The following is a 22000-nucleotide window of genomic DNA, read 5'->3' on the forward strand; positions in this document are numbered from 1 at the left end:
TGTGTACAAGCTCGGGTTTTTTGTTCCTGACAGTCATGTCGAAGTGGTCAAAGGGGCTGTGTTCGCTGCCGGTGGTGGGCGGATCGGTGACTATGACCACTGCGCGTGGCAGGTGCTCGGTCTGGGCCAGTTTCGACCGTTGGACGGCAGTCAGCCGTTCATTGGCGAGGCGGGGCAGGTTGAGCGGGTTGAGGAATGGAAGGTTGAGCTTGTGGTGGCGGATGAGCTGATCGTGGCTGTTGTGGCGGCGTTGAAGCTCAGTCATCCGTACGAGACGCCGGCTTATGAAGTGTGGCGGCTGGAAGATTTCTGATCTTTCTTGCTGCTGAAACAGGAAACCCGCCGATGAGTGATTGTCTGCGGGTTTTTTGTTGCCCCCGATTTTTCGGGCGATGGGGTTCCAATGTGGGCGCGGGCTTGCTCGCGAAGGCGTTGGCTCAGGCAATGATGTTCTGGCTGATCGAGTACATATCCATTCCTGCGGTCACGGCTGCTTAGGGTTCCGTCCTTACGACGGGTCACTTTTGACAAACGCCTCAAAAGTAACCAAAAAGGCTTGCCCCAACGTTCGGCCCACTCGCTAAGGCTCGGGGTTCCTTCGCTCCGGGATCCATCCGGGCGCATCGTCTCCGGTTTGCTTCGCTGCACCTCCTCTCGATGTGTTCGACTTCGTCGAACGGTCGCTGCGCTCCCACCCCCGGATAAATCCCTCCACTCAGCCTGCCGACGGGGCCTGTGGATCACGATCAAGAGCTTTCGGCGAGCTGACACTCGACCATTTGAGTGGGGCGGCTTTGCCGCGGTGGAGGTTTGCAATTGGAAACGGTGGGTGCTGGCCTTGCTGCCGACCTGTTTCTTGCAGATGCACTCAGTCCAACTGTAGGAGTGAGCCTGCTCGCGATAGCGACCTCACAGCCAACCAAAAATCGCAGATGTACCCAATCCCTGTGGGAGCCTGGCTTGCCAGCGATAGCGCCCTGACAGCCGCCCTTTTTCTAGCTGAATGCACACAAACCCCACTGTGGGAGCTAGCCTGCTGGCGATGGGGCCAATCCAGTCAACATAGAGATTTGGTATGTTTAAATCTGTGTCGAAATCGCAGAACCTTCCCACGATGTTTTCAGGTTGTCCGTCGGGCGCCCGCTCTCTACGCTCTATTGCGTGCAGAGTTTTTATGTCCGATAAAGTTGTTCCAGATCCACCCCACGAAACCACCACTCCACTCGAAGAAGCCCTCCGCGCCGAAGAGATGGTCCGAAACCGCGAAGCCATCAAACGCGCCCTCGATTTCTACCTCTGTCCCGAACCCGCAAAATCTCGCCGACCCAGCACGATGTTCCTCGTCCATCCCGGTGTCGACACCGAAAGCCTGCTTGCCCACGCCTGTGAGTCCTTGGCCTCAGCAAGCGCCGCCAGCAACTTTGCTAACGAGTTAACCGGTGCGCAACGCAGCACTGCACTAGGCATCCAGCAAATCGTCATGCTTGCCGAACTGGCAGTAAACCGAGCACTGGATCGGGTCGACCCACAAACCTGACGACCGCGTCATCGTTCATCGCCAGCAGGCTGGCTCCCTCATTTGAAATGCATTCCCTGTGGGAGCGGGCTTGCTCGCGAAAGCGTTTTCGCAGTTGTCGGAATACATCCTGTACCTCATCAAATAGCAGTTTTTTCCTACCGTTTTTTCAGGTTGTCCCTCGGAAGTAGCCTCTCTACCTTAGGTTGTCTCTGGCAACAGCGGGCCTGGCAATAGACCGAAAACGGGATGTAGCTCCGTTCACTGAAACCTTCGATATGACTCTGAGGTTCAAAATGGAATTGCGTCCCGTCGTCACACCTCGTATCAACACGAATACTGCGTTGGGACGGGCGCTGGTATCGATGTTCAAGTCAGTCGAGGCGGAACTGATTCAGGAGAACTCAGCACCGGGAGCGGTGAAGATCATTGTGTTTGGAGGATACGCAGTTCACCTCTATACCCATCACCGCATATCGTTGGATGTCGATGCGGAAATCTATGAGGCATGCATTCCGGCAGGATTCGACTTGCGCACACTACTGGCGGAGGTCCCGGAGCCCTTTGTCGATGAGCTTTCTGCTCGAAAGATGGAGTTGAACTACGACCTGCAATACAACACTAGCTTTGGCCCGATTCACGAGGATTATTGGTCTCGAAGTATTCCCATGTCAGAGTTTTCGCTGGAGTCTCCTCTACACATCCATATTGCTGCACCCGTCGACATAGCCATTACAAAGTTGGGCAGGGCTACAGATCACGATATTGCAGACATCAATGCGCTTCTAAGGTGTGGGTTCATACTGACCGGCGAACTACGGCGTCTGGCATTGCAGGCAATTGATGTATATGTTGGCAATAAAGCGCAATCGACCTCTGTTCTGACCAACATATTGCAGGACTACCTGGAGAAAGCAGATGCCGAAGGTGAATGACGCTCACGTCCTCTCATCCGCGTTAGACACTCTCGTCAGAAGCCCTCTGAATCAGGCCGACGACGTAGCACTGGTGAGTGCTGCGAAAGAAGTCTGGTACTCGGATTCGAATGTTGAAAGCGAGGTCAAGGCGTTCCTGAAGCATCATCGTGATGATATTGAACGCCGTCGTGCCGCTTACCTGCTGGAGCGATTTACGCGTTTCTCGTGTGTCTCGGATACCCGCGTGCTGGAAACGCTTCATGCGTTGGAGCTTTTCGCGCACTCGACGCCGAAGCAGGATGTCGCGCCTCTAACCAAGGTTTCATTACGCAATCGCAAAGACGAATTGGCCGTCTCCTGGGGATTAGCAGAAAGCCTTGGATTGAAGGTTCAAACGCTGATGCCGTTTCAGACGCGCCATTATCAAGCGGAACAGCATTCATCCTGAGCTGAATTTGTCGGCGATAAAACCCGGCCTAAGCCGGGTTTTTTGTGTCGATTAAACCTTCGCACTCACCTCGCTGCGATTGATCAACGCCTCAAGCGCTCCGCTCAAGCTTGCAGCCTTGTCACCCACCAACAGATGCCAGATTCCACCTTCCAACTGGCTGACACCCTGGCAGCCCAGCTCTTTCAACTGAGCCTCGGACAACGCCTTGCCATCCGCTAGTTGCAAGCGAATCCGGCTCATCGCAATGCAGTCCAGTTGCAGCACGTTGTCGCCACCGCCCAGCGCATTCAACCATTGCTGGGCCTCGGAACCGGCGACCACAATCGCTTTTGGTTCATCGATAACCACCGCTGACGCAGCTACCAGCGCACGCCCCAACGCCGGCATCGCCAGGCGAATCTCATCAGCAATACTGTCGGCCATCGGTCCGACAACTACCTGCAAACTGCCACCCTTGCCCGGACGGACCACCGCCATCGCACCCAGTGCTTTCAGATCAGCATCGGAGGCCTTGTTGCGATCGACCATTTCCAGGCGCAGACGGGTGGTGCACGCACCCACCGTCACCAGATTCTCTGCGCCACCGAGTGCCTTGATGTAGGCCGCAGCGCGCTCGTTCTCGGTGAGAACAGCCTTGTCGGCCGCCGCAACATCTTCACGCCCCGGCGTTTTCAGATTGAAGCGACGAATGCAGAAATCAAACACCGCGTAATACACCACGGCATACGCCAGCCCCACGGGAATCACCAGCCAGCCATTGGTCGAGCGTCCCCAACCCAACACCATGTCGATAAAACCGCCAGAGAACGTGAAGCCCAGGTGAATGTTCAACGCATTGGTAATCGCCATCGACAACCCGGTCAGCAACGCATGCAGCAGATACAACAGCGGCGCCAAAAACATGAAGGCGAATTCGATGGGTTCGGTTACCCCGGTCAAAAACGAGGTCAGGGCCATCGACAGGAAAATCCCGCCCATCACTTTGCGCCGCTCCGGCAGGGCGTTGCGGTACATCGCCAGGCAGGCTGCCGGCAGGCCGAAAATCATCATCGGGAACATGCCGGTCATGAACTGGCCGCCCTTCGGATCACCGGCGAAGTAGCGTGAAAGATCGCCAGTCACCAGCGCACCTGTGGTCGGATCGGTGAAGTTGCCGAACACGAACCACGCCATGTTGTTGAGGATGTGGTGCAGGCCAGTGACGATCAGCAAGCGGTTGAACACGCCGAAGACGAAGGCGCCGAAGCTGCCGCTTTCCATCATCAGGCTGCCGAAGCTGTTGATGCCATGCTGGATCGGCGGCCAGATGTAGCCGAACACCACGCCCAGACCGACCGCCGCAAAACCGGTGACGATCGGCACAAACCGACGCCCGCCGAAGAACGCCAGATACTCCGGCAGCTTGATGTCCTTGAACCGGTTGTACAGCGCACCAGCCATCAGGCCGCTGACGATCCCGGCGAGCATGCCCATGTTGATGCTCGCGTCGAGCACCTTGAGCGTGGAGATCATCACCAGATAACCGATTACTCCGGCGAGGCCGGCGGTGCCGTTGTTGTCCTTGGCGAACCCGACGGCGATGCCGATGGCGAAAATCATCGCCAGGTTGGCGAAGATCACTTGCCCGGCATCGTGGATGATCGCGATGTTCAGCAGGTCGGTGTCACCCAGACGCAGCAGCAGGCCGGCAATCGGCAGGATCGCGATCGGCAGCATCAGCGCGCGGCCGAGGCGTTGGAGACCTTCGATGAAGAGTTGGTACATGGCGTTCGTCCTTTTTGTTTTTGTTAGCGCAGAGGCCAATGTTGATGACAGGCGTGACGAACCGCAGCGGCGCTGTTCAGTTTGAGCAGGTCGTGGCTGAGGCGTTGGCATTCGGCCTCGTGCAACTGACGTACGCGGTCCTTGATTTCCCCGATCTGCACCGGGCTGACCGACAGTTCGGTGACGCCCAGGCCGATCAGCACTGGTGTTGCCAGTGGATCGGAGGCGAGGGCGCCGCAGACACCGACCCAACGCTTGTGCACCGCTGCGCCTGCGCAGGTCATGGCGATCAGGCGCAGCAGCGCCGGGTGCAGGGCATCGACCCGGGCGGCCAAGCCTGCGTGGTCGCGATCCATGGCCAGGGTGTATTGCGACAGATCGTTGGTGCCGATCGAGAGGAAGTCGGCGTGTTCGGCCAGTTGCTCGGCTTGCAGCGCGGCGGCGGGGACTTCGACCATCACGCCGATTTCCGGGCGCTGGCTGATGCCCAACTGCAGACACAGCGCATCGACGCGCTGACGGATGTGCAGCAGTTCATCGACCTCGGTGACCATCGGCAACAGGATTCGGCAACGGCGCAGAGGGCTGACTTGCAGCAGCGCACGCAGTTGCTGGTCGAGAATTTCCGGACGCGCCTGAGCCAGTCGAATGCCGCGCAAGCCGAGCACCGGGTTGGCTTCGGCAGGCAGCGGCAGGTAGTCGAGTTGCTTGTCGCCGCCGACGTCGATGGTGCGGATGATCACCGATTGGTCGCCCATCGCATCCAGCACGGCTTGGTAGGCGACGCGCTGTTCTTCAACGTCTGGCGCCGTTTGGCGGTCAACGAAAAGGAATTCGGTGCGCAGCAGGCCGACGCCGTCGGCGCCGTTGGCGAATGCGTCGGCCGCTTCAGCGCTTGAGGCGACGTTGGCGACCACTTCGATCGCCACGCCATTGCGCGTTTCGGCGGGCAGGTGGGCCTTGGCTTGTTGTGCGTCGCGGCGTTGCTGGCGCTCGATTTGCGCTTGCTGAACTTCGGCCAGGCGTTCGGCGCTCGGGGTCAGTTCAAGGCGACCGCCGTCAGCATCCAGCACCACTGATTGCCCTTGCGGCTGATCGAGCAAAGCCGACCCCAGCGCAACCATGCACGGCAGACCCTTGCCCCGCGCCAGAATCGCCACGTGCGAGGTCGCGCCGCCCTCGGCCATGCACAACCCGGCGACACCTTGCGCGCTGAGTTGCAGCAGATCCGACGGCGTCAACTCATGCGCGGCAACGATGGCGCCGGCCGGCACCTCGTAATGCCAGGCTTCGCCAAGCAGCGCACGCAGCACGCGTTGCTTGAGGTCGCGCAGATCATTGGCGCGTTCGGCCAACAGTGCGCTGCCGGTGTGTTGCAGCACGTCACACTGGACATCGATCGACTGGCTCCAGGCGTGAGTCGCCGCCGCGCCTTGGTCGATGGCGTGCTGTGCGGCGTCGAGCAAGGCCGGGTCTTCGAGCAGTGCCAGATGCGCCGCGAAGATCGCTTCTTCGTCGGCGTTCTTGTGCTTTTTCGCTTGGGTCAGGGTGGCTTGGATTTCGCTACGAACCTGACTCAACGCCGACTCAAGAACCTGTTGTTGCACCCGCGGATCATGATTGCCGGTATCCGCCGGCAGACTGATCGCATTCAGGCGAAACAGCGGCCCACCGACCAGTCCCGGTGCGGCGCACACACCTTGCAGGACGCCAGCCTCGGCGGGGCGTTTGCGTGGTGCAGCGCTGACCGGTGCGACGGTGTGGTGATCCTCGGGCAGCGCGGTGGCCAATGCGCCGAGCAACGCTTGCAGCGCGGCTTCGGCATCCGGCCCCTGGCAACTGACCTGCACTTCATCCTGCTCACCGACGGCCAACCCCATCAGCCCGATCAGGCTGTTGCACGGCGCCGATTTGCCAGCGAAGTGCAGCTGCGATTGGCTCTTGAAGCCTTGCGCGGTCTGGCGAATCAGCGCAGCAGGGCGCGCATGCAGGCCGCCACGATGAGCTACCAGCACATGCCCGTGAACCTCAGGCCCGCCAAGCATTTCAGGATTGGCCGCCGCACTGTTGCGGGCAACGATGTGCAGCAGGGGGTCACCGACCTTTACCGCCTTAAGCGTGATCGGGCGCACCTGAAAATCCTGACTGTTGGTCAGGATCAACAGGCTGACCAGGCTTTTGCATTGCTGGCCGACCTTGTCCAGGTCGTAGCGCAACAAAGGCTGACCCTTGCTGACGCGGCCACCTTCCTTGACCAGCATCGAGAAGCCTTCGCCGTTCAGTTCAACGGTGTCCAGGCCCAGGTGCAGGAGGATTTCCGCGCCGTTGTCGGCACGCACCGTGAGCGCGTGGCCGGTGCGGGCGACGTGAATGATCACCCCGGCGCACGGCGAATACAGAGTGTCGTTGATCGGGTCGATGGCAATACCGTCACCCATCGCGCCGCTGGCGAACACCGCGTCCGGGACTTTGGCGAGCGTGAGCACCGGGCCGCTGAGCGGGGCGCTGAGGGTCAGCTCTTTATTGTTGTTGTGCATGGCTCGGTCTCATCAGGTGTGCAGTCATTCGGACTTAGTGCGTGCGGGTCACTTTGCTCAGGTGGCGCGGTTGATCCGGGTCCATGCCTCGGGCCACGGCCAGGCCGGCGGCCATCACGTAGAAACTCTGGATCGCCAGGATCGGGTCGAGGGCCGGGTGTTCGGCGCGGCTCAGGGTCAGGTCGCGTTCGAGAATGTCGTCCGGCGCGGCGAGCAATACACGGGCGCCGCGTTGACGCATCTCCGCCGCGAGGCTGATCAGACCGGCCTGCTCGGCACCGCGTGGCGCGAACACCAGCAGTGGGTAGTGCTCGTCGATCAGGGCCATCGGGCCGTGACGGACTTCGGCACTGCTGAAAGCTTCAGCCTGAATCGCCGAGGTTTCCTTGAATTTCAGCGCTGCTTCTTGGGCGATGGCAAAGCCTGCGCCACGGCCTATGACCATCAGCCGTTCGCAATCGCGCAACGCGTCGATGGCGGCGCTCCAGTCCTGTTGCGCGGCTTCGCGCAGGCCTTCGGGCAGGGCGTTGTGTGCCTCGAGTAATTCGCGGTCTTCTTTCCAGTGCGCGATCAGGCGGGCGCTGGCGCTGAGGGTGGCAATGAAGCTCTTGGTCGCGGCGACGCTGCTTTCGGTGCCAGCGAGCAGCGGCAGGCTGAATTCACAGGCTGCTTCCAAAGGCGAATCGGCGGCATTGACCATCGACACGCTCAGCGCGCCGCGTTTGCGCAACAGACGCAGGCTGTTGACCAGATCCGGGCTCTGTCCCGATTGCGAAAACGCAAACGCGACCTGGCCGCTGACCTTCAACGGTGCCTGCTGCATGGTCACCACCGACATCGGCAACGACGCCACCGGCACACCCAATTGCTGCATGGTCAGGTAGGCGAAGTAGCTCGCCGCGTGGTCGGAGCTGCCACGGGCGACAGTCATCGCAACTTGCGGCGGCTGACGGCGCAGGCGCCCGGCGATCTCGATCATTTGCGGGTCGAGCTGTTGCAGTTGGGCTTGCACGGCCTCGAACGAGGACAGCGCCTCCTCAAGCATTTTTGAAGTCAATGTCTTCTCCTTCGACCATGACAGCGGTCAGTGTGAGTGAGCGATCCAGCCGCACGCAGTCGGCCCAGGCGCCAGGTGCCAGGCGCCCGCGTTCGGTGATGCCGAGGTAGTCGGCGGGAAATTGCGACAGACGCTGCGAGGCTTCGGCGATCGGCAAACCGATCTTCACCAGGTTGCGCAGGGCCTGATCCATGGTCAGGGTGCTGCCGGCCAGGGTGCCGTCGGGCAGGCGTACGCCGCCCAGGCATTTGGTCACGGTGTGGCTGCCCAGCTTGTATTCACCGTCGGGCATGCCGGCGGCGGCAGTCGAATCGGTGACGCAGTACAGGCACGGGATCGAGCGCAAGGCCACACGAATGGCGCCGGGATGCACGTGCAGCAAATCAGGGATCAGCTCGGCGAATGTGGCGTGGGCCAGTGCCGCGCCAACGATCCCGGGTTCGCGGTGATGCAGCGGGCTCATGGCGTTGTAGAGGTGAGTGAAACTGGTCGCGCCGGCATCGAGTGCAGCGACACCTTCTTCGTAACTGCCAAGGGTGTGGCCGATCTGCATGCGCACACCACGGCTGCTCAACTCGCGGATCAAAGCGTCGTGACCGGCGATTTCCGGGGCGATGGTGATCACCCGAATCGGCGCCAGCGCCAGATACTCTTCGACTTCGGCCATCAACGCGGTGTGCGCGAAGTTCGGTTGCGCGCCGAGTTTGCCGGGATTGATGTACGGGCCTTCGAGGTGTACGCCAAGCACGCGGGCGGCGCCTTTCGGACGCTGTTCGCAGAATTCTCCGACCTCCTTCAGGACGCTGGAGATCTCGGCGCTCGGTGCGGTCATGGTGGTGGCCAGCAGCGAGGTGGTGCCGAAGCGCACGTGGGTCTTGGTGATGGTCTCGAAGGCGCTGGCGCCTTCCATGATGTCTTTGCCACCACCGCCGTGGACGTGCAGGTCGATGAAGCCCGGCAGCAGATACGGCAGGTCATTGTCGGCCGGATCGCAGGGCACGCCTTCGATCGACACGACTTTGCCGTGTTCGTGGATCAGCCGGCCGCGAACCCAGCCGCTGGCGGTGAGGATGTTGTCTTCGGACATTTCGGTTCTCGCTGTTTGACGGCGCGCCTGATCAGCCGCGCGGCTCTTTATCGGCGAAGCTCTGCAACAAAGTCGTAGTAGTCGTTGCGGCAATAGGTGTCGGTGACTTCGATCGGCGTGTTGTCTTCCAGATAACCGACCCGGGTCATCAGCAGCATGGCGGTACCGGGGGCGATGCCGACCAGCGCGGCAAACTCGTCCGAGGCGTTGATCGCCTGAATGTGCTGCAGGGCGCGGACGATCGGTTTGCCGATGCCGTCGAGGTATTCATAGAGCGAGTCGCCGACCAGTTGCGGCTTGGGCATGATCGCGGCGGGCAGGGTGCTCATCTCGATGGCCATCACGGTGTCGTCGGCCTTGCGCAGGCGTTTCATGCGCGCGACCTTGTCGTTCGGCGACAGGCCCAGACGGATCAATTCTTCGTGGGTCGGCAGGGTGACTTCACGCTCCAGCCACTGCGAGCTGGGCACAAACCCCTTGAGGCGGAGCATTTCGCTGAAGCCTGAGAGGCGCGACAACGGTTGTTCCAGACGTGGCGTGATGAACGTGCCGGAACCTTGCAGGCGACGGATCAGGCCTTGATCGAGCAGCACTTCCAGCGCCTTGCGGGCGGTGACCCGGGAGATGCCCAGTAACTCGCTGAGGTTGCGCTCGGACGGCATTGCCTGCTCGGCCTTCCACTGCCCGGCGTGAATGGCCGATTCCAGATTGCGCGCCAGCTGCAGGTACAGCGGCGTCGGCTGGGAGTCATCTGGGCGTAGGGCCTGGAGGTCGTTCATGTAGGTCATTTCCGGCGCGAGTATAGGATTGTTGTGGCTCGCTTGTGGGGCGGAAATTAATACCACTTGAATACCATGTCAACGCATGGAAATGGTCTGCAGCCCAATGAAATGGCGGGTTCTGAGTGTGATGTATTGAAGTGGTATTAGTGGTGAGCGGTAAAACACAAAAGATCGCAGCCTGCGGCAGCACCTACCGTTCAGAGTGGTATCACCCCTGTAGGTGCTGTCGCAGGCTGCGATCTTTTGATTTATTTTTTTGCAGGTGACCAGTGGTGGGTCGTTACGGGCGAATCTCGATCATCGTGCCGTCCGGCACCAGGCCCCAGACCTCGCGCATGTCCATGTTGCGCATGGCGATGCAGCCGTCGGTCCAGTCCAGGGTGTGGAACAGGTCTTCAGGCGTTTCCTCCGAATCCGGAGTGCCGTGGATCATGATCATCCCGCCAGGCTCGACGCCTTCACGCCGGGCGCGCGCCGAGTCGCTGATGTTGGGGTAGGAGATGTGCATCGCCAGGTTGAATTTTTCACTGACCTTGCGCCAGTCGATCCAATAAAAACCTTCCGGGGTGCGTTTGTCGCCTTCAATCAGTTTTGGACCCTTTTTCGCGCCCTTGCCCAAGGAAATACGGTAGGTCTTGATCGGCTTGCCGTCGGCGATCAGTTGCAGTTGATGCGCCGATTTGAGCACCAGGATTTTTTCGATCAGCGGCGTATTCGAGGGCGTCACGGTGGTCACGAAGGACGCTTGTGAGAGCGTGGCGAACGACAGGCAAAGCAGGGCAAGCAACCAGCGCATTGAAACGATTCCCCAGGGAGTGACGCAGATATTTTATTTATGGAAGCTTTCAGGTGATGGCAGGCTGAGCCAGCGGCGGTATCGATTCGGAGCGAACCGGGTAGGTTTCGGCGCGACGGTCAGCGAAGAAGCATTCTAAGGTACGCCCCACCGTGCGGAAAGCCAGCTCGTCCCAAGGAATGTCGGCTTCGTCGAATAGTTGCACTTCGAGGCTTTCGGGGCCGGCGGCAAAGTCCAGGTCGGCCAGTTCTGCGCGAAAGAACACATGCACCTGGCTGATGTGTGGCACATCGATCAGCGTATAGATGCTCAGGTTGCGCACCCGGGCGCAGGCTTCTTCGGCGGTTTCGCGAATCGCGGCCTGTTCGATGGTCTCGCCGTTTTCCATGAAACCGGCGGGCAGCGTCCAGTAACCCAGGCGTGGCTCGATGGCGCGGCGGCAGAGCAGCACTTGGCGGCCCCAGGTCGCGACGCAACCGGCGACGATATTGGGGTTTTGATAGTGAATGGTCTGACAGCTGCCACAGACAAATCGCAGCCGCGAATCGCCTTCGGGAATGCGCTGGGTCACCGGGTTGCCGCACTGGCTGCAAAATTTCATGCTGGGGTTCCTGAATGCTGCGCCTATCTTGGCGTGCAGCGGTGCCGGTCGGCAAGTTGTCGTTTCGCGACATGGCCCGGCGAGGGGCTTGGGCGGCTGCAATGATTGGTGCATGATGCAGGGTAAGGCACAGATCGAGAACACTCATGCTGGACGAGCTACTGCATAGGGTAAGCAACCACACACCGCGCACGCTGGAGACCGATAAACGTTTCCCCGAGGCCGCTGTTCTGGTGCCGATCACCCGCAGTGACGAGCCCGAGCTGGTGCTGACCCTGCGCGCCAGCGGCCTTTCGACCCATGGCGGCGAGGTGGCCTTTCCTGGCGGACGTCGTGATCCGGAAGACCCTGACCTGATTTTCACTGCCCTGCGCGAAGCTGAGGAAGAAATCGGTCTGCCGCCGGGGCTGGTCGAGGTCATCGGCCCGCTCAGCCCGCTGATTTCGTTGCATGGCATCAAGGTCACGCCTTATGTCGGGGTGATCCCGGACTTTGTCGAGTACCAGGCCAACGATGCCGAGATCGCTGCAGTCTTCAACGTGCCGCTGGAATTCTTCCGTAAAGACCCGCGTGAACACACGCATCGAATCGATTATCAGGGCCGCAGCTGGTACGTGCCGAGTTATCGTTACGGTGAGTTCAAGATCTGGGGGCTGACGGCGATCATGATCGTCGAGTTGATCAATCTGCTCTATGACGAACAGATCAGCCTGCACCACCCCCCCAAAAACTATATCAATACCTGAAGCCATCGCTCGAATGGCCCGTCATTGTGAGCCCTGAGGAAAACAAGATGAAATACCGCCTGGGCGACGCCCGCGTCGACACCCACCCACAGAGCTGGGTCGCGCCCAATGCCGTGCTGGTGGGCAAGGTCAGACTGGAAGAGGGTGCCAACGTCTGGTTCAACGCCGTGCTGCGTGGTGATAACGAACTGATCCTGATCGGCAAGAACAGCAACGTCCAGGACGGCACGGTGATGCACACCGACATGGGCTACCCGCTGACCATCGGCACCGGTGTGACCATCGGTCATAACGCCATGCTGCATGGCTGCACCGTCGGCGATTACAGCCTGATCGGCATCAACGCGGTGATTCTCAACGGTGCAAAGATCGGCAAGAACTGCATCATCGGCGCCAATTCGCTGATCGGCGAAGGCAAGGAAATCCCTGACGGTTCGCTTGTAATGGGCTCCCCGGGCAAGGTCGTGCGCGAGCTGACCGAGCCGCAGAAGAAGATGCTTGAGGCCAGCGCCGCGCACTATGTGCATAACTCGCAGCGTTACGCGCGTGATCTGGTAGAGCAGGAAGAATGAACACGCCGCAAAGACCTGTCGCCTCGCCGTGTGTGAATATCTGCGCACTGGACGAGGACGATATTTGCACAGGTTGCCAGCGCACGGTCGAGGAGATCACGCGCTGGGGCCGGATGACCAATGACGAGCGCCGGGTGGTGCTGGGGTTGTGTCATGAGCGGGCGAAGGCGAGTGGGTTGGTGTGGATGATTCCCGGGAAATCTGGCGTTTGACAAACCGCCTTCGCGAGCAAGCCCGCTCCCACATTTGATCTGTGCCAGCCCCGCCATTCGGATTCACTGAAGATCCAGTGTGGGAGCGAGCTTGCTCGCGAAGAGGCCGGCACAGTCGCGACTTCATATTGGTCAAAAACAATCCCTGAAGAATTCTGTGCGGCAAATTGACAGGTCGCCCTCCATGACTTTCCATCGCCTACATCACCAGCGTCGTGCTCCCACATTTGATCTGTGCCAGCCCTGCCATTCGGATTCACTGAAGATCCAGTGTGGGAGCGAGCCTGCTCGCGAAGAGGCCTGCACAGTCGCGACTTCATATTGGTCAAAAACAATCCCTGAAGAATTCTGTGCGGCAAATTGACAGGTCGCCCTCCATGACTTTCCATCGCCTACATCACCAGCGTCGTGCTCCCACATTTGATCTGTGCCAGCCCTGCCATTCGGATTCACTGAAGATCCAGTGTGAGAGCGGGCTTGCTCGCGAAGAGGCCGGCACAGTCGCGACTTCATATTGGTCAAAAACAATCCCTGAAGAATTCTGTGCGGCAAATTGACAGGTCGCCCTCCATGACTTTCCATCGCCTACATCAGTAGCGTCGTGCTCCCACATTTGATCTGTGCCAGCCCTGCCATTCGGATTCACTGAAGATCCAGTGTGGGAGCGAGCCTGCTCGCGAAGAGGCCGGCACAGTCGCGACTTCTTATTGGCCCAACTCCCAGCCTGAAGTAACCTGTGCGCCAATCCGACAGGTCGCTTCCATGATTTTCCTCATCGCCTACATCAGCAGCGTCGTGCTGATCAACTTCGCATTCTCCACCGCGCCGCACCTGGACATCATCTGGTCCGCATGGGGCGGGCTGGTGTTCGTGCTGCGCGACATGGTGCAAACCCGCTTCGGTCATGGTGCGATTGTGGCGATGCTGGCGGCGCTGGTGTTGTCGTACGTCACGTCCGATCCGTCCATCGCCTTTGCCAGCGCCACGGCGTTCGCTGTCTCCGAGATCATCGATTGGCTTGTCTTCAGCATCACCAAACGGCCGTTGCGTGATCGCTTGTGGATCAGCTCGGCGCTGAGCATTCCCCTCGATACCTTCATCTTCTTCGGCATGATCGACCTGATGACGCCACCGGTGATCATCACCGCACTGGCCTCGAAGTTCGCCGGTGTCACCGCCGTTTGGCTGATCATGGCCTGGCGCGAGCGCAAACAGGCTGTCGCCAGCTGAAGCCAAACCCTCGGGTTCATGTAAAATGCCGCGCTTTCTCCCCATGGAAAGCGCGTCTGACGCTGCTTTCCTCGATGATCCGCTTCTTTGAGGACCTGAGATGACCCGTATCGGAACTCCATTGTCGCCAACCGCGACCCGCGTATTGCTGTGTGGCTGTGGTGAGTTGGGCAAGGAAGTGGTGATCGAGCTGCAACGCTTGGGCGTTGAAGTGATTGCCGTCGACCGTTACGCCAACGCGCCGGCCATGCAGGTTGCCCATCGCAGCCACGTGATCAACATGCTCGACGGCGCCGCGCTGCGTGCGGTCATCGAAGCCGAGAAGCCGCACTTCATCGTGCCGGAAATCGAAGCCATCGCCACCGCCACGCTGGTCGAGCTGGAAGCCGAAGGCTTCACCGTGATCCCGACCGCACGCGCTGCGCAACTGACCATGAACCGCGAAGGCATCCGTCGTCTGGCGGCTGAAGAGCTGGACCTGCCGACTTCGCCGTACCACTTTGCCGACACCTTCGAGGACTACAGCAAAGCCGTTCAGGACCTGGGCTTCCCATGTGTGGTCAAGCCAGTGATGAGCTCGTCGGGCAAGGGTCAGAGCCTGCTGCGCAGCGCCGATGACGTGCAGAAAGCCTGGGATTATGCGCAAGAAGGTGGCCGCGCCGGCAAAGGCCGGGTGATCATCGAAGGTTTCATCGATTTCGACTACGAAATCACCCTTCTGACCGTGCGCCACATCGGTGGCACCACGTTCTGCGCACCAGTCGGTCACCGTCAGGAGAAGGGCGACTATCAGGAATCCTGGCAGCCACAGGCCATGAGTCCGATTGCTCTGGCTGAATCCGAGCGCGTGGCCAAAGCCGTGACCGAGGCGCTGGGTGGTCGTGGTCTGTTCGGTGTCGAGTTGTTCATCAAGGGTGATCAGGTGTGGTTCAGTGAAGTCTCGCCACGCCCGCACGACACCGGTCTGGTGACCCTGATTTCCCAGGACCTGTCGCAGTTCGCGCTGCACGCCCGCGCCATTCTCGGCCTGCCGGTGCCGCTGATCCGTCAGTTCGGCCCGTCGGCCTCGGCAGTGATTCTGGTGGAAGGGCAGTCGACCCAGACAGCCTTTGCCAACCTCGGCGCTGCGCTGAGCGAGCCGGATACCGCGCTGCGTCTGTTTGGCAAGCCGCAAGTGAATGGTCAGCGCCGGATGGGCGTGGCGTTGGCGCGGGATGAGTCGATCGAGGCTGCGCGTGCCAAGGCGACCCGGGCTGCCCAGGCTGTCGTCGTCGAGCTGTAAATCGAGGCACGACATTCGCGAGCAAGCCCGCTCCCACAACAGGTTTTGTGTACGCCACAGATCCAATGTGGGAGCGGGCTTGCTCGCGAAGCTTTTGATCTTCCGTCAGGCAATCTGATTCAGATCGTTATTGCGCGTTTCCTTCAGGCACAACACCGCAATCAAACTCAGCACTGCAGCCCCCGAAACATACCCGCCGACATAACTCAGACCGCCCATCGCCACCAGCTTCTGCGCAAAGAACGGTGCTGCCGAGGCGCCGACGATGCCGCCCAGGTTGTAGGCGGCCGACGCACCGGTATAGCGCACGTGTGTCGGAAACAGTTCTGGCAGCAGCGCGCCCATTGGCGCAAATGTCACGCCCATCAAGAACAGCTCGATGCACAGGAACAGCGCCACGCCCCAGGTCGAACCCTGCGTCAGTAATGGCTCCATCAGGAATCCGGACAGAATCGCCAGCACGCCACCGATGATCAGCACCGGTTTACGCCCGTAGCGGTCACTGGCCCAGGCGGACAACGGTGTCGCTGCAGCCATGAACAGCACGGCAAAACACAGCAAGCCAAGGAACGTCTCACGGCTGTAGCCAAGAGTGGACACGCCGTAGCTCAGGGAAAACACTGTCGAGATGTAAAACAGCGCATAGCACACCACCATCGCCGCCGCGCCGAGCAAGGTTGGCACCCAGTATTGGCTGAACAATTCGACCAGCGGCACTTTCACCCGCTCCTGACGGGCAATGGCGTTGGCGAAGACTGGGGTTTCGTGGAGCTTGAGGCGCACGTACAGGCCAACCATCACCAATACCGCACTGAGCAGGAACGGAATCCGCCAGCCCCAGCTGCGGAACTGTTCGTCGTTGAGGGTCATGGCCAGGGTCAGGAACAGGCCGTTGGCCGCGAGAAAACCGATCGACGGGCCAAGTTGCGGAAACATGCCGAACCACGCTCGCTTGCCCTTGGGGGCGTTTTCCGTGGCCAGCAGCGCTGCGCCGCCCCATTCGCCGCCGAGTCCCAAACCCTGACCGAAGCGCAGCACGCACAGCAGAATTGGCGCCCAGGCGCCGATGCTGGCGTAACCCGGCAGCACGCCAATCAGCGTGGTGCAGACCCCCATCAGCAACAGCGAGGCGACCAGCGTCGATTTGCGCCCGATGCGGTCGCCGAAGTGGCCAAACAATGCCGAGCCCAGCGGGCGTGCGAGGAAGGCGATGCCGAAGGTGAGAAACGCCGAGAGCATCTGCGCGGTGCCAGAGGTCTGCGGAAAGAACACCGGCCCGATCACCAGCGCGGCGGCGGTGGCATAGACGTAGAAGTCGTAGAACTCGATGGCGGTGCCGATGAAACTTGCCGTCGCCACGCGCGTGGCGGAGTTGGTTGGCTGGGCGGGTGCGATAGCGCTGCAAGCGGTACTGGTCGTCATGCGGTGATCCCTGACAGTTATGGCTCCGTTGGAGCGAATTATTATGGTCGAGCACCCAGGGATGTGGGATGAGACGCGTCGCTGTTTCGAGTAGGAACAGTCGTCGGGGTGATGCGGATATAGCCGAAGTCGCAGGAGTGCAGGGTAAGCACAGGGCTCGGCGGCGCTTGGGTAAGCGTTTGGATTATAGGAAGCGGGCTAACGATTGAACAAGAGGGATAAAACAGCCAGCGCAATTTGAAGGCGAATGAATCTGTGGCGAGAGAGGTTGCTCCCGCTGGGTTGCGCAGCCGTCCCTCTTTTGACGTGCTGCCGCTATTTTGCGGTCGCTGTGCGCCCTCGCGACAAAGGTTTAAACCTTGGCAGGCACCAGGCTCGTATGCCAGATCAACACCTTGCTCACCCGGTTCTCCTCGGTTTCGAGAATCTCCAGTCGGTAGCGCCCGATCTTCAGGCACACCGCGCTTTCCGGAATGCTCTCCAGCGCTTCGGTCACCAGGCCGTTGAGGGTTTTCGGGCCGTCGCTGGGCAAATGCCAACCCAGGCATTTGTTCAGTTCGCGGATCGACGCAGTGCCGTCGATCACCATGCGCCCGTCGGCCTGTGGATGGATGTGCGGGTTGTCGAGGCTGTGCTCGCTTTCGAATTCGCCGACGATTTCTTCGAGAATGTCTTCCAGAGTAACGATGCCCAGCACCTCGCCGTACTCGTCCACCACCATGCCCAGACGACGCTGCTGTTTGTGGAAATTGAGCAGTTGCAGTTGCAGTGGCGTGCTTTCCGGCACGAAGTACGGCTCGTAGCTGGCGGTCAGCAGCGCCTCGCGGGTCAGGTTGCCGTCGTTGAGCAGGTGGCGGATTTGCCGAGTGTTGAGCACCGCTTCGACCTGATTGATATCACTGTGGAACACCGGCAGGCGCGTGCGCTTGTTGTGGCGCAGTTGTTCGATGATCTCTTCGATCGAGTCGTCGAGGTTGATGCCGTCGACATCGCTGCGCGGCACCAGAATGTCATTGACCGTGATGTTGTCCAGCGCGTGGATCCCGGAAACCGGGTGCGCGCGGGACGGGTGTTCCGGGTCGTCGTGGCGGTCGGCAGGCTCTTCGTCTTCGCTCTGCTGCACCACTTGGGCCTTGCGGGCGAAGGGGCGCATCAGCAGACCGCTGATGCTGCTCAGCAGCCACGCCAGCGGGTAAAGGATTTTCAGCGGTATGGCCAGCAAGGTATTGCCGAACGAAAGCACGGCGTCCGGATAGCGCTGGGCCACGGTGCGCGGAAAATAATCGGCAAACACCAGCAACACGGCTGCGGCGCCGAGGCAGGCTGCCCAAGGGCCGTTCTCTTCGCAAAGGAAGATCGCCAGTAGCGTGGCGATGACTACCGCGAGGGCGCGGCACAGGGTGTTGCACAGAATCAGGCTGTCGAGCGGGAAGCTCAGCTTCGCCAGCGGTTTATCGCTGGCGCGCGAGGCGGCGCGTTGCGCGAGCAGGTGCTGCTGCGCGATTTCGACGGCGGTAAACAGTCCTGACCATAAAATCAGCAGGACAAAAACCGCGAGCATCGGCCCTATGGGCAAACCGTCCATTTATGCCGCCCGTCAGATGTGCAGGATGTATTCACGAACCAGTTTGCTGCCGAAGTACGCCAACATCAGCAGGCAGAAACCGGCGAGGGTCCAGCGAATCGCCTTGTGACCACGCCAGCCGAGGCGATTACGGCCCCACAACAGCACGCTGAACACGACCCAGGCCAGGCATGCCAGCAGGGTCTTGTGCACCAGATGCTGGGCGAACAGGTTTTCGACGAACAGCCAGCCGGAGATCAGCGACAGCGACAGCAGCGTCCAGCCGGCCCAGAGGAAACCGAACAGCAGGCTTTCCATGGTTTGCAGCGGCGGGAAGTTCTTGATCAGGCCTGACGGGTGCTTGTGCTTGAGCTGGTGATCCTGCACCAGCAACAGCAAGGCCTGGAACACCGCGATGGTGAACATGCCGTAGGCCAGGATCGACAGCAGGATATGGGCGAGGATGCCCGGCTCTTCGTCGATGATCTGCACCGTGCCGGCGGGCGCGAACTGCGCCAGCAGCACCGTGGCCGCACCCAGTGGGAACAGCAGCACCAGCAGGTTTTCCACCGGGATCCGTGAGCAGGCCAGCAACGTCAAGGCGATGACGGCGGCGGCAATCAGGCTGGCGGCGCTGAAGAAGTCCAGGCCCAGGCCGATCGGCGTCAGCAGGTGGGTGAGCAGGCTGGCGCTGTGGGCCAGCACGGCAAGAATGCCGAGCGTAACCAGCAGGCGCTTGTTCGCCTTGGCGCCGGAGGCCAGGCGGGTGCCCTGATAAAGGGTCGCAGCGGCATAAAGAAGCGCGGCGGCGAGAGTGGTTAGCAAACTGGGTGACAAGGGGAGCATAAATCCTGTTAGGCAAGCCCGAAAGGCGCTGAGTTTGGCATAGAACCGTCATACCACGAAAGTGCGAGGTGTCCGCCCGACGCAGTCTTCGCTATAATCCGCGACCTGCCCACGCCGCAGGCTCGCCGAGCACAAGTTGATTCCGGTCTGGGCCGCCATTATCCCGGTCTACACAGGGCCTGAAAGGATCGCGCAATGTTTGAAAACTTAACCGACCGTCTCTCGCAGACGCTGCGCCATGTCACCGGCAAGGCGAAGCTGACTGAAGACAATATCAAAGACACCCTGCGCGAAGTGCGCATGGCGTTGCTCGAAGCTGACGTCGCCCTGCCGGTGGTCAAGGACTTCGTCAATTCGGTCAAGGAGCGCGCTGTCGGCACCGAGGTGTCGCGCAGCCTGACGCCGGGCCAAGCGTTCGTGAAGATCGTCCAGGCCGAACTCGAAAGCCTGATGGGCGCGGCCAACGAAGATTTGAACCTGAGCGCTGTGCCGCCGGCAGTCATTCTGATGGCCGGTCTGCAGGGTGCCGGTAAAACCACCACTGCCGGCAAGCTGGCGCGCTTCCTTAAAGAGCGCAAGAAGAAGTCGGTCATGGTTGTGTCGGCGGACGTTTACCGTCCTGCGGCTATTAAACAGCTGGAAACCCTGGCCAACGACATCGGCGTGACGTTCTTCCCGTCCGACCTGAGCCAGAAGCCGGTCGACATCGCCACCGCAGCTATTAAAGAAGCCAGGCTGAAATTCATCGACGTGGTCATCGTCGATACCGCCGGTCGTCTGCACATCGACGAAGAAATGATGGGCGAGATCAAGGCGCTGCATGCCGCGATCAATCCTGTTGAAACCCTGTTCGTGGTCGATGCCATGACCGGTCAGGACGCCGCCAACACGGCCAAGGCCTTTGGCGATGCGCTGCCACTGACCGGTGTGATCCTGACCAAGGTCGACGGCGACGCCCGTGGCGGTGCCGCGTTGTCGGTACGTGCAATCACCGGCAAGCCGATCAAGTTCATCGGTATGGGCGAGAAGAGCGAAGCGCTCGATCCGTTCCATCCTGAGCGTATCGCTTCGCGAATCCTCGGCATGGGCGACGTGCTCAGCCTGATCGAACAGGCCGAAGCGACCCTCGACAAGGACAAGGCCGACAAACTGGCCAAGAAGCTGAAGAAGGGCAAGGGCTTCGATCTCGAAGACTTCCGCGATCAGCTGCAACAAATGAAGAACATGGGCGGCCTCGGCGGCCTCATGGACAAACTGCCGAGCATCGGCGGCGTCAACCTGTCGCAAATGGGCAACGCCCAGAACGCTGCAGAGAAGCAGTTCAAACAGATGGAAGCCATCATCAACTCCATGACTCCGGCCGAGCGCCGCGACCCTGAGCTGATCAGCGGTTCGCGCAAGCGCCGGATCGCCATGGGTTCCGGCACCCAGGTGCAGGACATCGGCCGCTTGATCAAGCAACACAAGCAGATGCAGAAGATGATGAAGAAATTCTCCGCCAAGGGCGGTATGGCGAAAATGATGCGCGGCATGGGCGGTATGTTGCCCGGCGGCGGCATGCCCAAGATGTAAAGAATTTGCGCCGGTCGTCGCACCGGCGCAGACCCCGCAAGGACGCGGGATCAACAGCAAACCCGCACTCGGCGGGAGCTGACTGGCCGTTTTCATCGACGGCTCTATATGCAAATCCGCACGGCATGCCATAGGCGCCGGAAAAAGTCATTTGCAAAAGTCCGGATATTCCTTAGAATATGCGGCCTTTCGGGCACCCATGCCCGCTGTGCATTTAGATTTGCAGCACCGACTACAGGAACGATGTTCACATGCTAACAATCCGTCTTGCCCTTGGCGGCTCCAAAAAGCGCCCGTTTTACCACCTGACCGTAACCGACTCGCGTAACCCGCGTGACGGCTCCCACAAAGAACAGGTTGGTTTCTTCAACCCTGTTGCCCGTGGTCAGGAAATCCGTCTGTCCGTGAACCAAGAGCGCGTAGCCTACTGGCTGAGCGTTGGTGCACAGCCTTCTGAGCGTGTTGCTCAGTTGCTGAAGGAATCTGCCAAGGCTGCAGCCTGAGCAGTATGAGCGCGACGCCAGAAAAAGCTGATGACCTGATCGTTGTCGGCAAGATTTTTTCGGTTCACGGCGTTCGCGGCGAGGTGAAGGTCTTTTCCTTTACCGATCCGATTGAAAACCTGTTGGACTACCGCAACTGGACGCTTCGGCGCGAAGGCGTGGTGAAACAGGTCGAGCTGGTCAGCGGCCGATCCACTCAAAAGGATCTGGTTGCCAAGCTCAAAGGCCTCGACGATCGCGATGAAGCCCGTCTTCTGAGCGGTTATGAGATTTGCATCTCGCGAAGCCTTTTGCCCAACCTGACAGGCGACGAGTACTACTGGTACCAGTTGCAGGGTCTGAGCGTCATCAACCAGGACGAGCAATTGTTCGGCAAGGTTGATCACCTGTTGGAGACCGGCGCGAACGATGTATTGGTGGTCAAGCCCTGCGCGGGCAGCCTGGATGATCGCGAGCGGTTGTTGCCCTACACAGAGCAATGCGTGCTGGCAATCGACCTGGATGCAGGCGTGATGCGGGTGGAATGGGACGCGGACTTCTAAG

Annotated in this window: 22 protein-coding genes; 12 read left to right on the plus strand and 10 right to left on the minus strand. The window is 60.2% G+C overall.

The window, feature by feature from the left end; genetic code table 11:
* Position 1: 1 nt before the first annotated feature.
* The 4 genes from AC1UK9_RS05500 (at position 2) to AC1UK9_RS05515 (ending at position 2881) form a co-directional block, all read left to right on the plus strand.
* The gene (locus AC1UK9_RS05500) at positions 2–313 is read left to right on the plus strand and encodes a YqfO family protein (RefSeq protein ID WP_025112172.1); all 312 of its coding nucleotides are present in this window, start codon (positions 2–4) and stop codon (positions 311–313) included.
* 861 nt (positions 314–1174) lie between these two features.
* Positions 1175–1537, plus strand: a complete 363-nt coding sequence (locus AC1UK9_RS05505; RefSeq protein ID WP_473014556.1) for a DUF6124 family protein — start codon at positions 1175–1177, stop codon at positions 1535–1537.
* Positions 1538–1812: 275 nt separating this feature from the next.
* Positions 1813–2451 (plus strand): DUF6036 family nucleotidyltransferase, encoded by a 639-nt coding sequence (locus AC1UK9_RS05510; RefSeq protein WP_482579662.1) that lies wholly within the window; start codon positions 1813–1815, stop codon positions 2449–2451.
* Positions 2435–2881, plus strand: a complete 447-nt coding sequence (locus AC1UK9_RS05515) for a hypothetical protein (protein ID WP_482579663.1) — start codon at positions 2435–2437, stop codon at positions 2879–2881. The genes AC1UK9_RS05510 and AC1UK9_RS05515 overlap by 17 nt, the downstream gene beginning before the upstream one ends.
* A gap of 51 nt (positions 2882–2932) precedes the next feature.
* On the opposite strand, the gene nagE is transcribed toward AC1UK9_RS05515, so the two are convergent.
* The 7 genes from nagE to AC1UK9_RS05550 form a co-directional block, all read right to left on the minus strand.
* Positions 2933–4648, minus strand: coding sequence for an N-acetylglucosamine-specific PTS transporter subunit IIBC (gene nagE, locus AC1UK9_RS05520; protein ID WP_482579664.1), 1716 nt, complete (start codon positions 4646–4648; stop codon positions 2933–2935).
* A gap of 23 nt (positions 4649–4671) precedes the next feature.
* Entirely contained in the window at positions 4672–7185 is a 2514-nt protein-coding gene (gene ptsP / locus AC1UK9_RS05525) for a phosphoenolpyruvate--protein phosphotransferase (RefSeq protein WP_482579665.1), read from the minus strand.
* A gap of 34 nt (positions 7186–7219) precedes the next feature.
* Entirely contained in the window at positions 7220–8242 is a 1023-nt protein-coding gene (locus AC1UK9_RS05530; RefSeq protein ID WP_025112176.1) for an SIS domain-containing protein, read from the minus strand.
* Positions 8223–9329 carry an N-acetylglucosamine-6-phosphate deacetylase gene (gene nagA, locus AC1UK9_RS05535; protein ID WP_025112177.1) on the minus strand — a complete coding sequence of 369 codons (1107 nt, stop codon included), beginning with the start codon at positions 9327–9329 and terminating at the stop codon, positions 8223–8225. Before nagA ends, AC1UK9_RS05530 begins: the two co-directional genes overlap by 20 nt.
* Before the next feature lie 47 nt (positions 9330–9376).
* The gene (locus tag AC1UK9_RS05540; protein WP_025112178.1) at positions 9377–10108 is read right to left on the minus strand and encodes a GntR family transcriptional regulator; all 732 of its coding nucleotides are present in this window, start codon (positions 10106–10108) and stop codon (positions 9377–9379) included.
* A gap of 283 nt (positions 10109–10391) precedes the next feature.
* Positions 10392–10907 (minus strand): L,D-transpeptidase family protein, encoded by a 516-nt coding sequence (locus AC1UK9_RS05545; RefSeq protein WP_025112179.1) that lies wholly within the window; start codon positions 10905–10907, stop codon positions 10392–10394.
* 49 nt (positions 10908–10956) lie between these two features.
* Positions 10957–11508 (minus strand): NUDIX hydrolase, encoded by a 552-nt coding sequence (locus tag AC1UK9_RS05550; protein WP_482579666.1) that lies wholly within the window; start codon positions 11506–11508, stop codon positions 10957–10959.
* A 146-nt stretch (positions 11509–11654) separates the two neighbouring features.
* Between AC1UK9_RS05550 and AC1UK9_RS05555 the strand changes: the two genes are divergently transcribed.
* The 5 genes from AC1UK9_RS05555 (at position 11655) to purT (ending at position 15550) form a co-directional block, all read left to right on the plus strand.
* A complete protein-coding gene (locus tag AC1UK9_RS05555; RefSeq protein WP_482579667.1) occupies positions 11655–12254 on the plus strand; it encodes a CoA pyrophosphatase in 600 nt (199 codons plus the stop codon).
* 47 nt (positions 12255–12301) lie between these two features.
* Positions 12302–12826 (plus strand): gamma carbonic anhydrase family protein, encoded by a 525-nt coding sequence (locus tag AC1UK9_RS05560; protein WP_025112181.1) that lies wholly within the window; start codon positions 12302–12304, stop codon positions 12824–12826.
* Positions 12823–13038: a DUF1289 domain-containing protein gene (locus AC1UK9_RS05565; protein ID WP_482579668.1), complete on the plus strand. Its 216-nt coding sequence runs from the start codon at positions 12823–12825 to the stop codon at positions 13036–13038. The genes AC1UK9_RS05560 and AC1UK9_RS05565 overlap by 4 nt, the downstream gene beginning before the upstream one ends.
* Before the next feature lie 762 nt (positions 13039–13800).
* On the plus strand, positions 13801–14268 hold the full coding sequence (locus AC1UK9_RS05570) for a preQ0 transporter (RefSeq protein WP_482579669.1): 468 nt from the start codon (positions 13801–13803) through the stop codon (positions 14266–14268).
* Between the two features lie 100 nt (positions 14269–14368).
* Entirely contained in the window at positions 14369–15550 is a 1182-nt protein-coding gene (gene purT / locus AC1UK9_RS05575; RefSeq protein WP_482579670.1) for a formate-dependent phosphoribosylglycinamide formyltransferase, read from the plus strand.
* 105 nt (positions 15551–15655) lie between these two features.
* Here the strand turns inward: purT and AC1UK9_RS05580 are convergent, their stop codons facing one another.
* The 3 genes from AC1UK9_RS05580 to AC1UK9_RS05590 all read right to left on the minus strand — a co-directional run bounded on the left by AC1UK9_RS05580 (position 15656) and on the right by AC1UK9_RS05590 (position 19382).
* Positions 15656–16972 carry an MFS transporter gene (locus AC1UK9_RS05580; protein WP_025112185.1) on the minus strand — a complete coding sequence of 439 codons (1317 nt, stop codon included), beginning with the start codon at positions 16970–16972 and terminating at the stop codon, positions 15656–15658.
* A 352-nt stretch (positions 16973–17324) separates the two neighbouring features.
* Entirely contained in the window at positions 17325–18557 is a 1233-nt protein-coding gene (locus tag AC1UK9_RS05585) for an HlyC/CorC family transporter (protein ID WP_473014564.1), read from the minus strand.
* A gap of 12 nt (positions 18558–18569) precedes the next feature.
* The gene (locus AC1UK9_RS05590) at positions 18570–19382 is read right to left on the minus strand and encodes a cytochrome C assembly family protein (RefSeq protein ID WP_025112187.1); all 813 of its coding nucleotides are present in this window, start codon (positions 19380–19382) and stop codon (positions 18570–18572) included.
* 195 nt (positions 19383–19577) lie between these two features.
* Between AC1UK9_RS05590 and ffh the strand changes: the two genes are divergently transcribed.
* The 3 genes from ffh (at position 19578) to rimM (ending at position 21999) form a co-directional block, all read left to right on the plus strand.
* Positions 19578–20954 carry a signal recognition particle protein gene (gene ffh, locus AC1UK9_RS05595; protein ID WP_025112188.1) on the plus strand — a complete coding sequence of 459 codons (1377 nt, stop codon included), beginning with the start codon at positions 19578–19580 and terminating at the stop codon, positions 20952–20954.
* Between the two features lie 251 nt (positions 20955–21205).
* A complete protein-coding gene (gene rpsP / locus AC1UK9_RS05600) occupies positions 21206–21457 on the plus strand; it encodes a 30S ribosomal protein S16 (protein ID WP_003185073.1) in 252 nt (83 codons plus the stop codon).
* A 5-nt stretch (positions 21458–21462) separates the two neighbouring features.
* On the plus strand, positions 21463–21999 hold the full coding sequence (gene rimM / locus AC1UK9_RS05605; RefSeq protein ID WP_003221979.1) for a ribosome maturation factor RimM: 537 nt from the start codon (positions 21463–21465) through the stop codon (positions 21997–21999).
* Position 22000 lies beyond the last annotated feature (1 nt).

Source organism: Pseudomonas sp. AK-TSAG1-1, assembly GCF_056821665.1.

Bases quoted from the DNA above. Each gene is read 5' to 3' on its own strand.
- AC1UK9_RS05505 (WP_473014556.1), top strand. From the start codon at position 1,175: ATGTCCGATAAAGTTGTTCCAGATCCACCCCACGAAACCACCACTCCA.
- AC1UK9_RS05510 (WP_482579662.1), top strand. From the start codon at position 1,813: ATGGAATTGCGTCCCGTCGTCACACCTCGTATCAACACGAATACTGCG.
- AC1UK9_RS05515 (WP_482579663.1), top strand. From the start codon at position 2,435: ATGCCGAAGGTGAATGACGCTCACGTCCTCTCATCCGCGTTAGACACT.
- nagE (WP_482579664.1), bottom strand. From the start codon at position 4,648: ATGTACCAACTCTTCATCGAAGGTCTCCAACGCCTCGGCCGCGCGCTG.
- ptsP (WP_482579665.1), bottom strand. From the start codon at position 7,185: ATGCACAACAACAATAAAGAGCTGACCCTCAGCGCCCCGCTCAGCGGC.
- nagA (WP_025112177.1), bottom strand. From the start codon at position 9,329: ATGTCCGAAGACAACATCCTCACCGCCAGCGGCTGGGTTCGCGGCCGG.
- AC1UK9_RS05540 (WP_025112178.1), bottom strand. From the start codon at position 10,108: ATGAACGACCTCCAGGCCCTACGCCCAGATGACTCCCAGCCGACGCCG.
- AC1UK9_RS05545 (WP_025112179.1), bottom strand. From the start codon at position 10,907: ATGCGCTGGTTGCTTGCCCTGCTTTGCCTGTCGTTCGCCACGCTCTCA.
- AC1UK9_RS05550 (WP_482579666.1), bottom strand. From the start codon at position 11,508: ATGAAATTTTGCAGCCAGTGCGGCAACCCGGTGACCCAGCGCATTCCC.
- AC1UK9_RS05555 (WP_482579667.1), top strand. From the start codon at position 11,655: ATGCTGGACGAGCTACTGCATAGGGTAAGCAACCACACACCGCGCACG.
- AC1UK9_RS05560 (WP_025112181.1), top strand. From the start codon at position 12,302: ATGAAATACCGCCTGGGCGACGCCCGCGTCGACACCCACCCACAGAGC.
- AC1UK9_RS05565 (WP_482579668.1), top strand. From the start codon at position 12,823: ATGAACACGCCGCAAAGACCTGTCGCCTCGCCGTGTGTGAATATCTGC.
- AC1UK9_RS05570 (WP_482579669.1), top strand. From the start codon at position 13,801: ATGATTTTCCTCATCGCCTACATCAGCAGCGTCGTGCTGATCAACTTC.
- purT (WP_482579670.1), top strand. From the start codon at position 14,369: ATGACCCGTATCGGAACTCCATTGTCGCCAACCGCGACCCGCGTATTG.
- AC1UK9_RS05580 (WP_025112185.1), bottom strand. From the start codon at position 16,972: ATGACGACCAGTACCGCTTGCAGCGCTATCGCACCCGCCCAGCCAACC.
- AC1UK9_RS05585 (WP_473014564.1), bottom strand. From the start codon at position 18,557: ATGGACGGTTTGCCCATAGGGCCGATGCTCGCGGTTTTTGTCCTGCTG.
- AC1UK9_RS05590 (WP_025112187.1), bottom strand. From the start codon at position 19,382: ATGCTCCCCTTGTCACCCAGTTTGCTAACCACTCTCGCCGCCGCGCTT.
- ffh (WP_025112188.1), top strand. From the start codon at position 19,578: ATGTTTGAAAACTTAACCGACCGTCTCTCGCAGACGCTGCGCCATGTC.
- rpsP (WP_003185073.1), top strand. From the start codon at position 21,206: ATGCTAACAATCCGTCTTGCCCTTGGCGGCTCCAAAAAGCGCCCGTTT.
- rimM (WP_003221979.1), top strand. From the start codon at position 21,463: ATGAGCGCGACGCCAGAAAAAGCTGATGACCTGATCGTTGTCGGCAAG.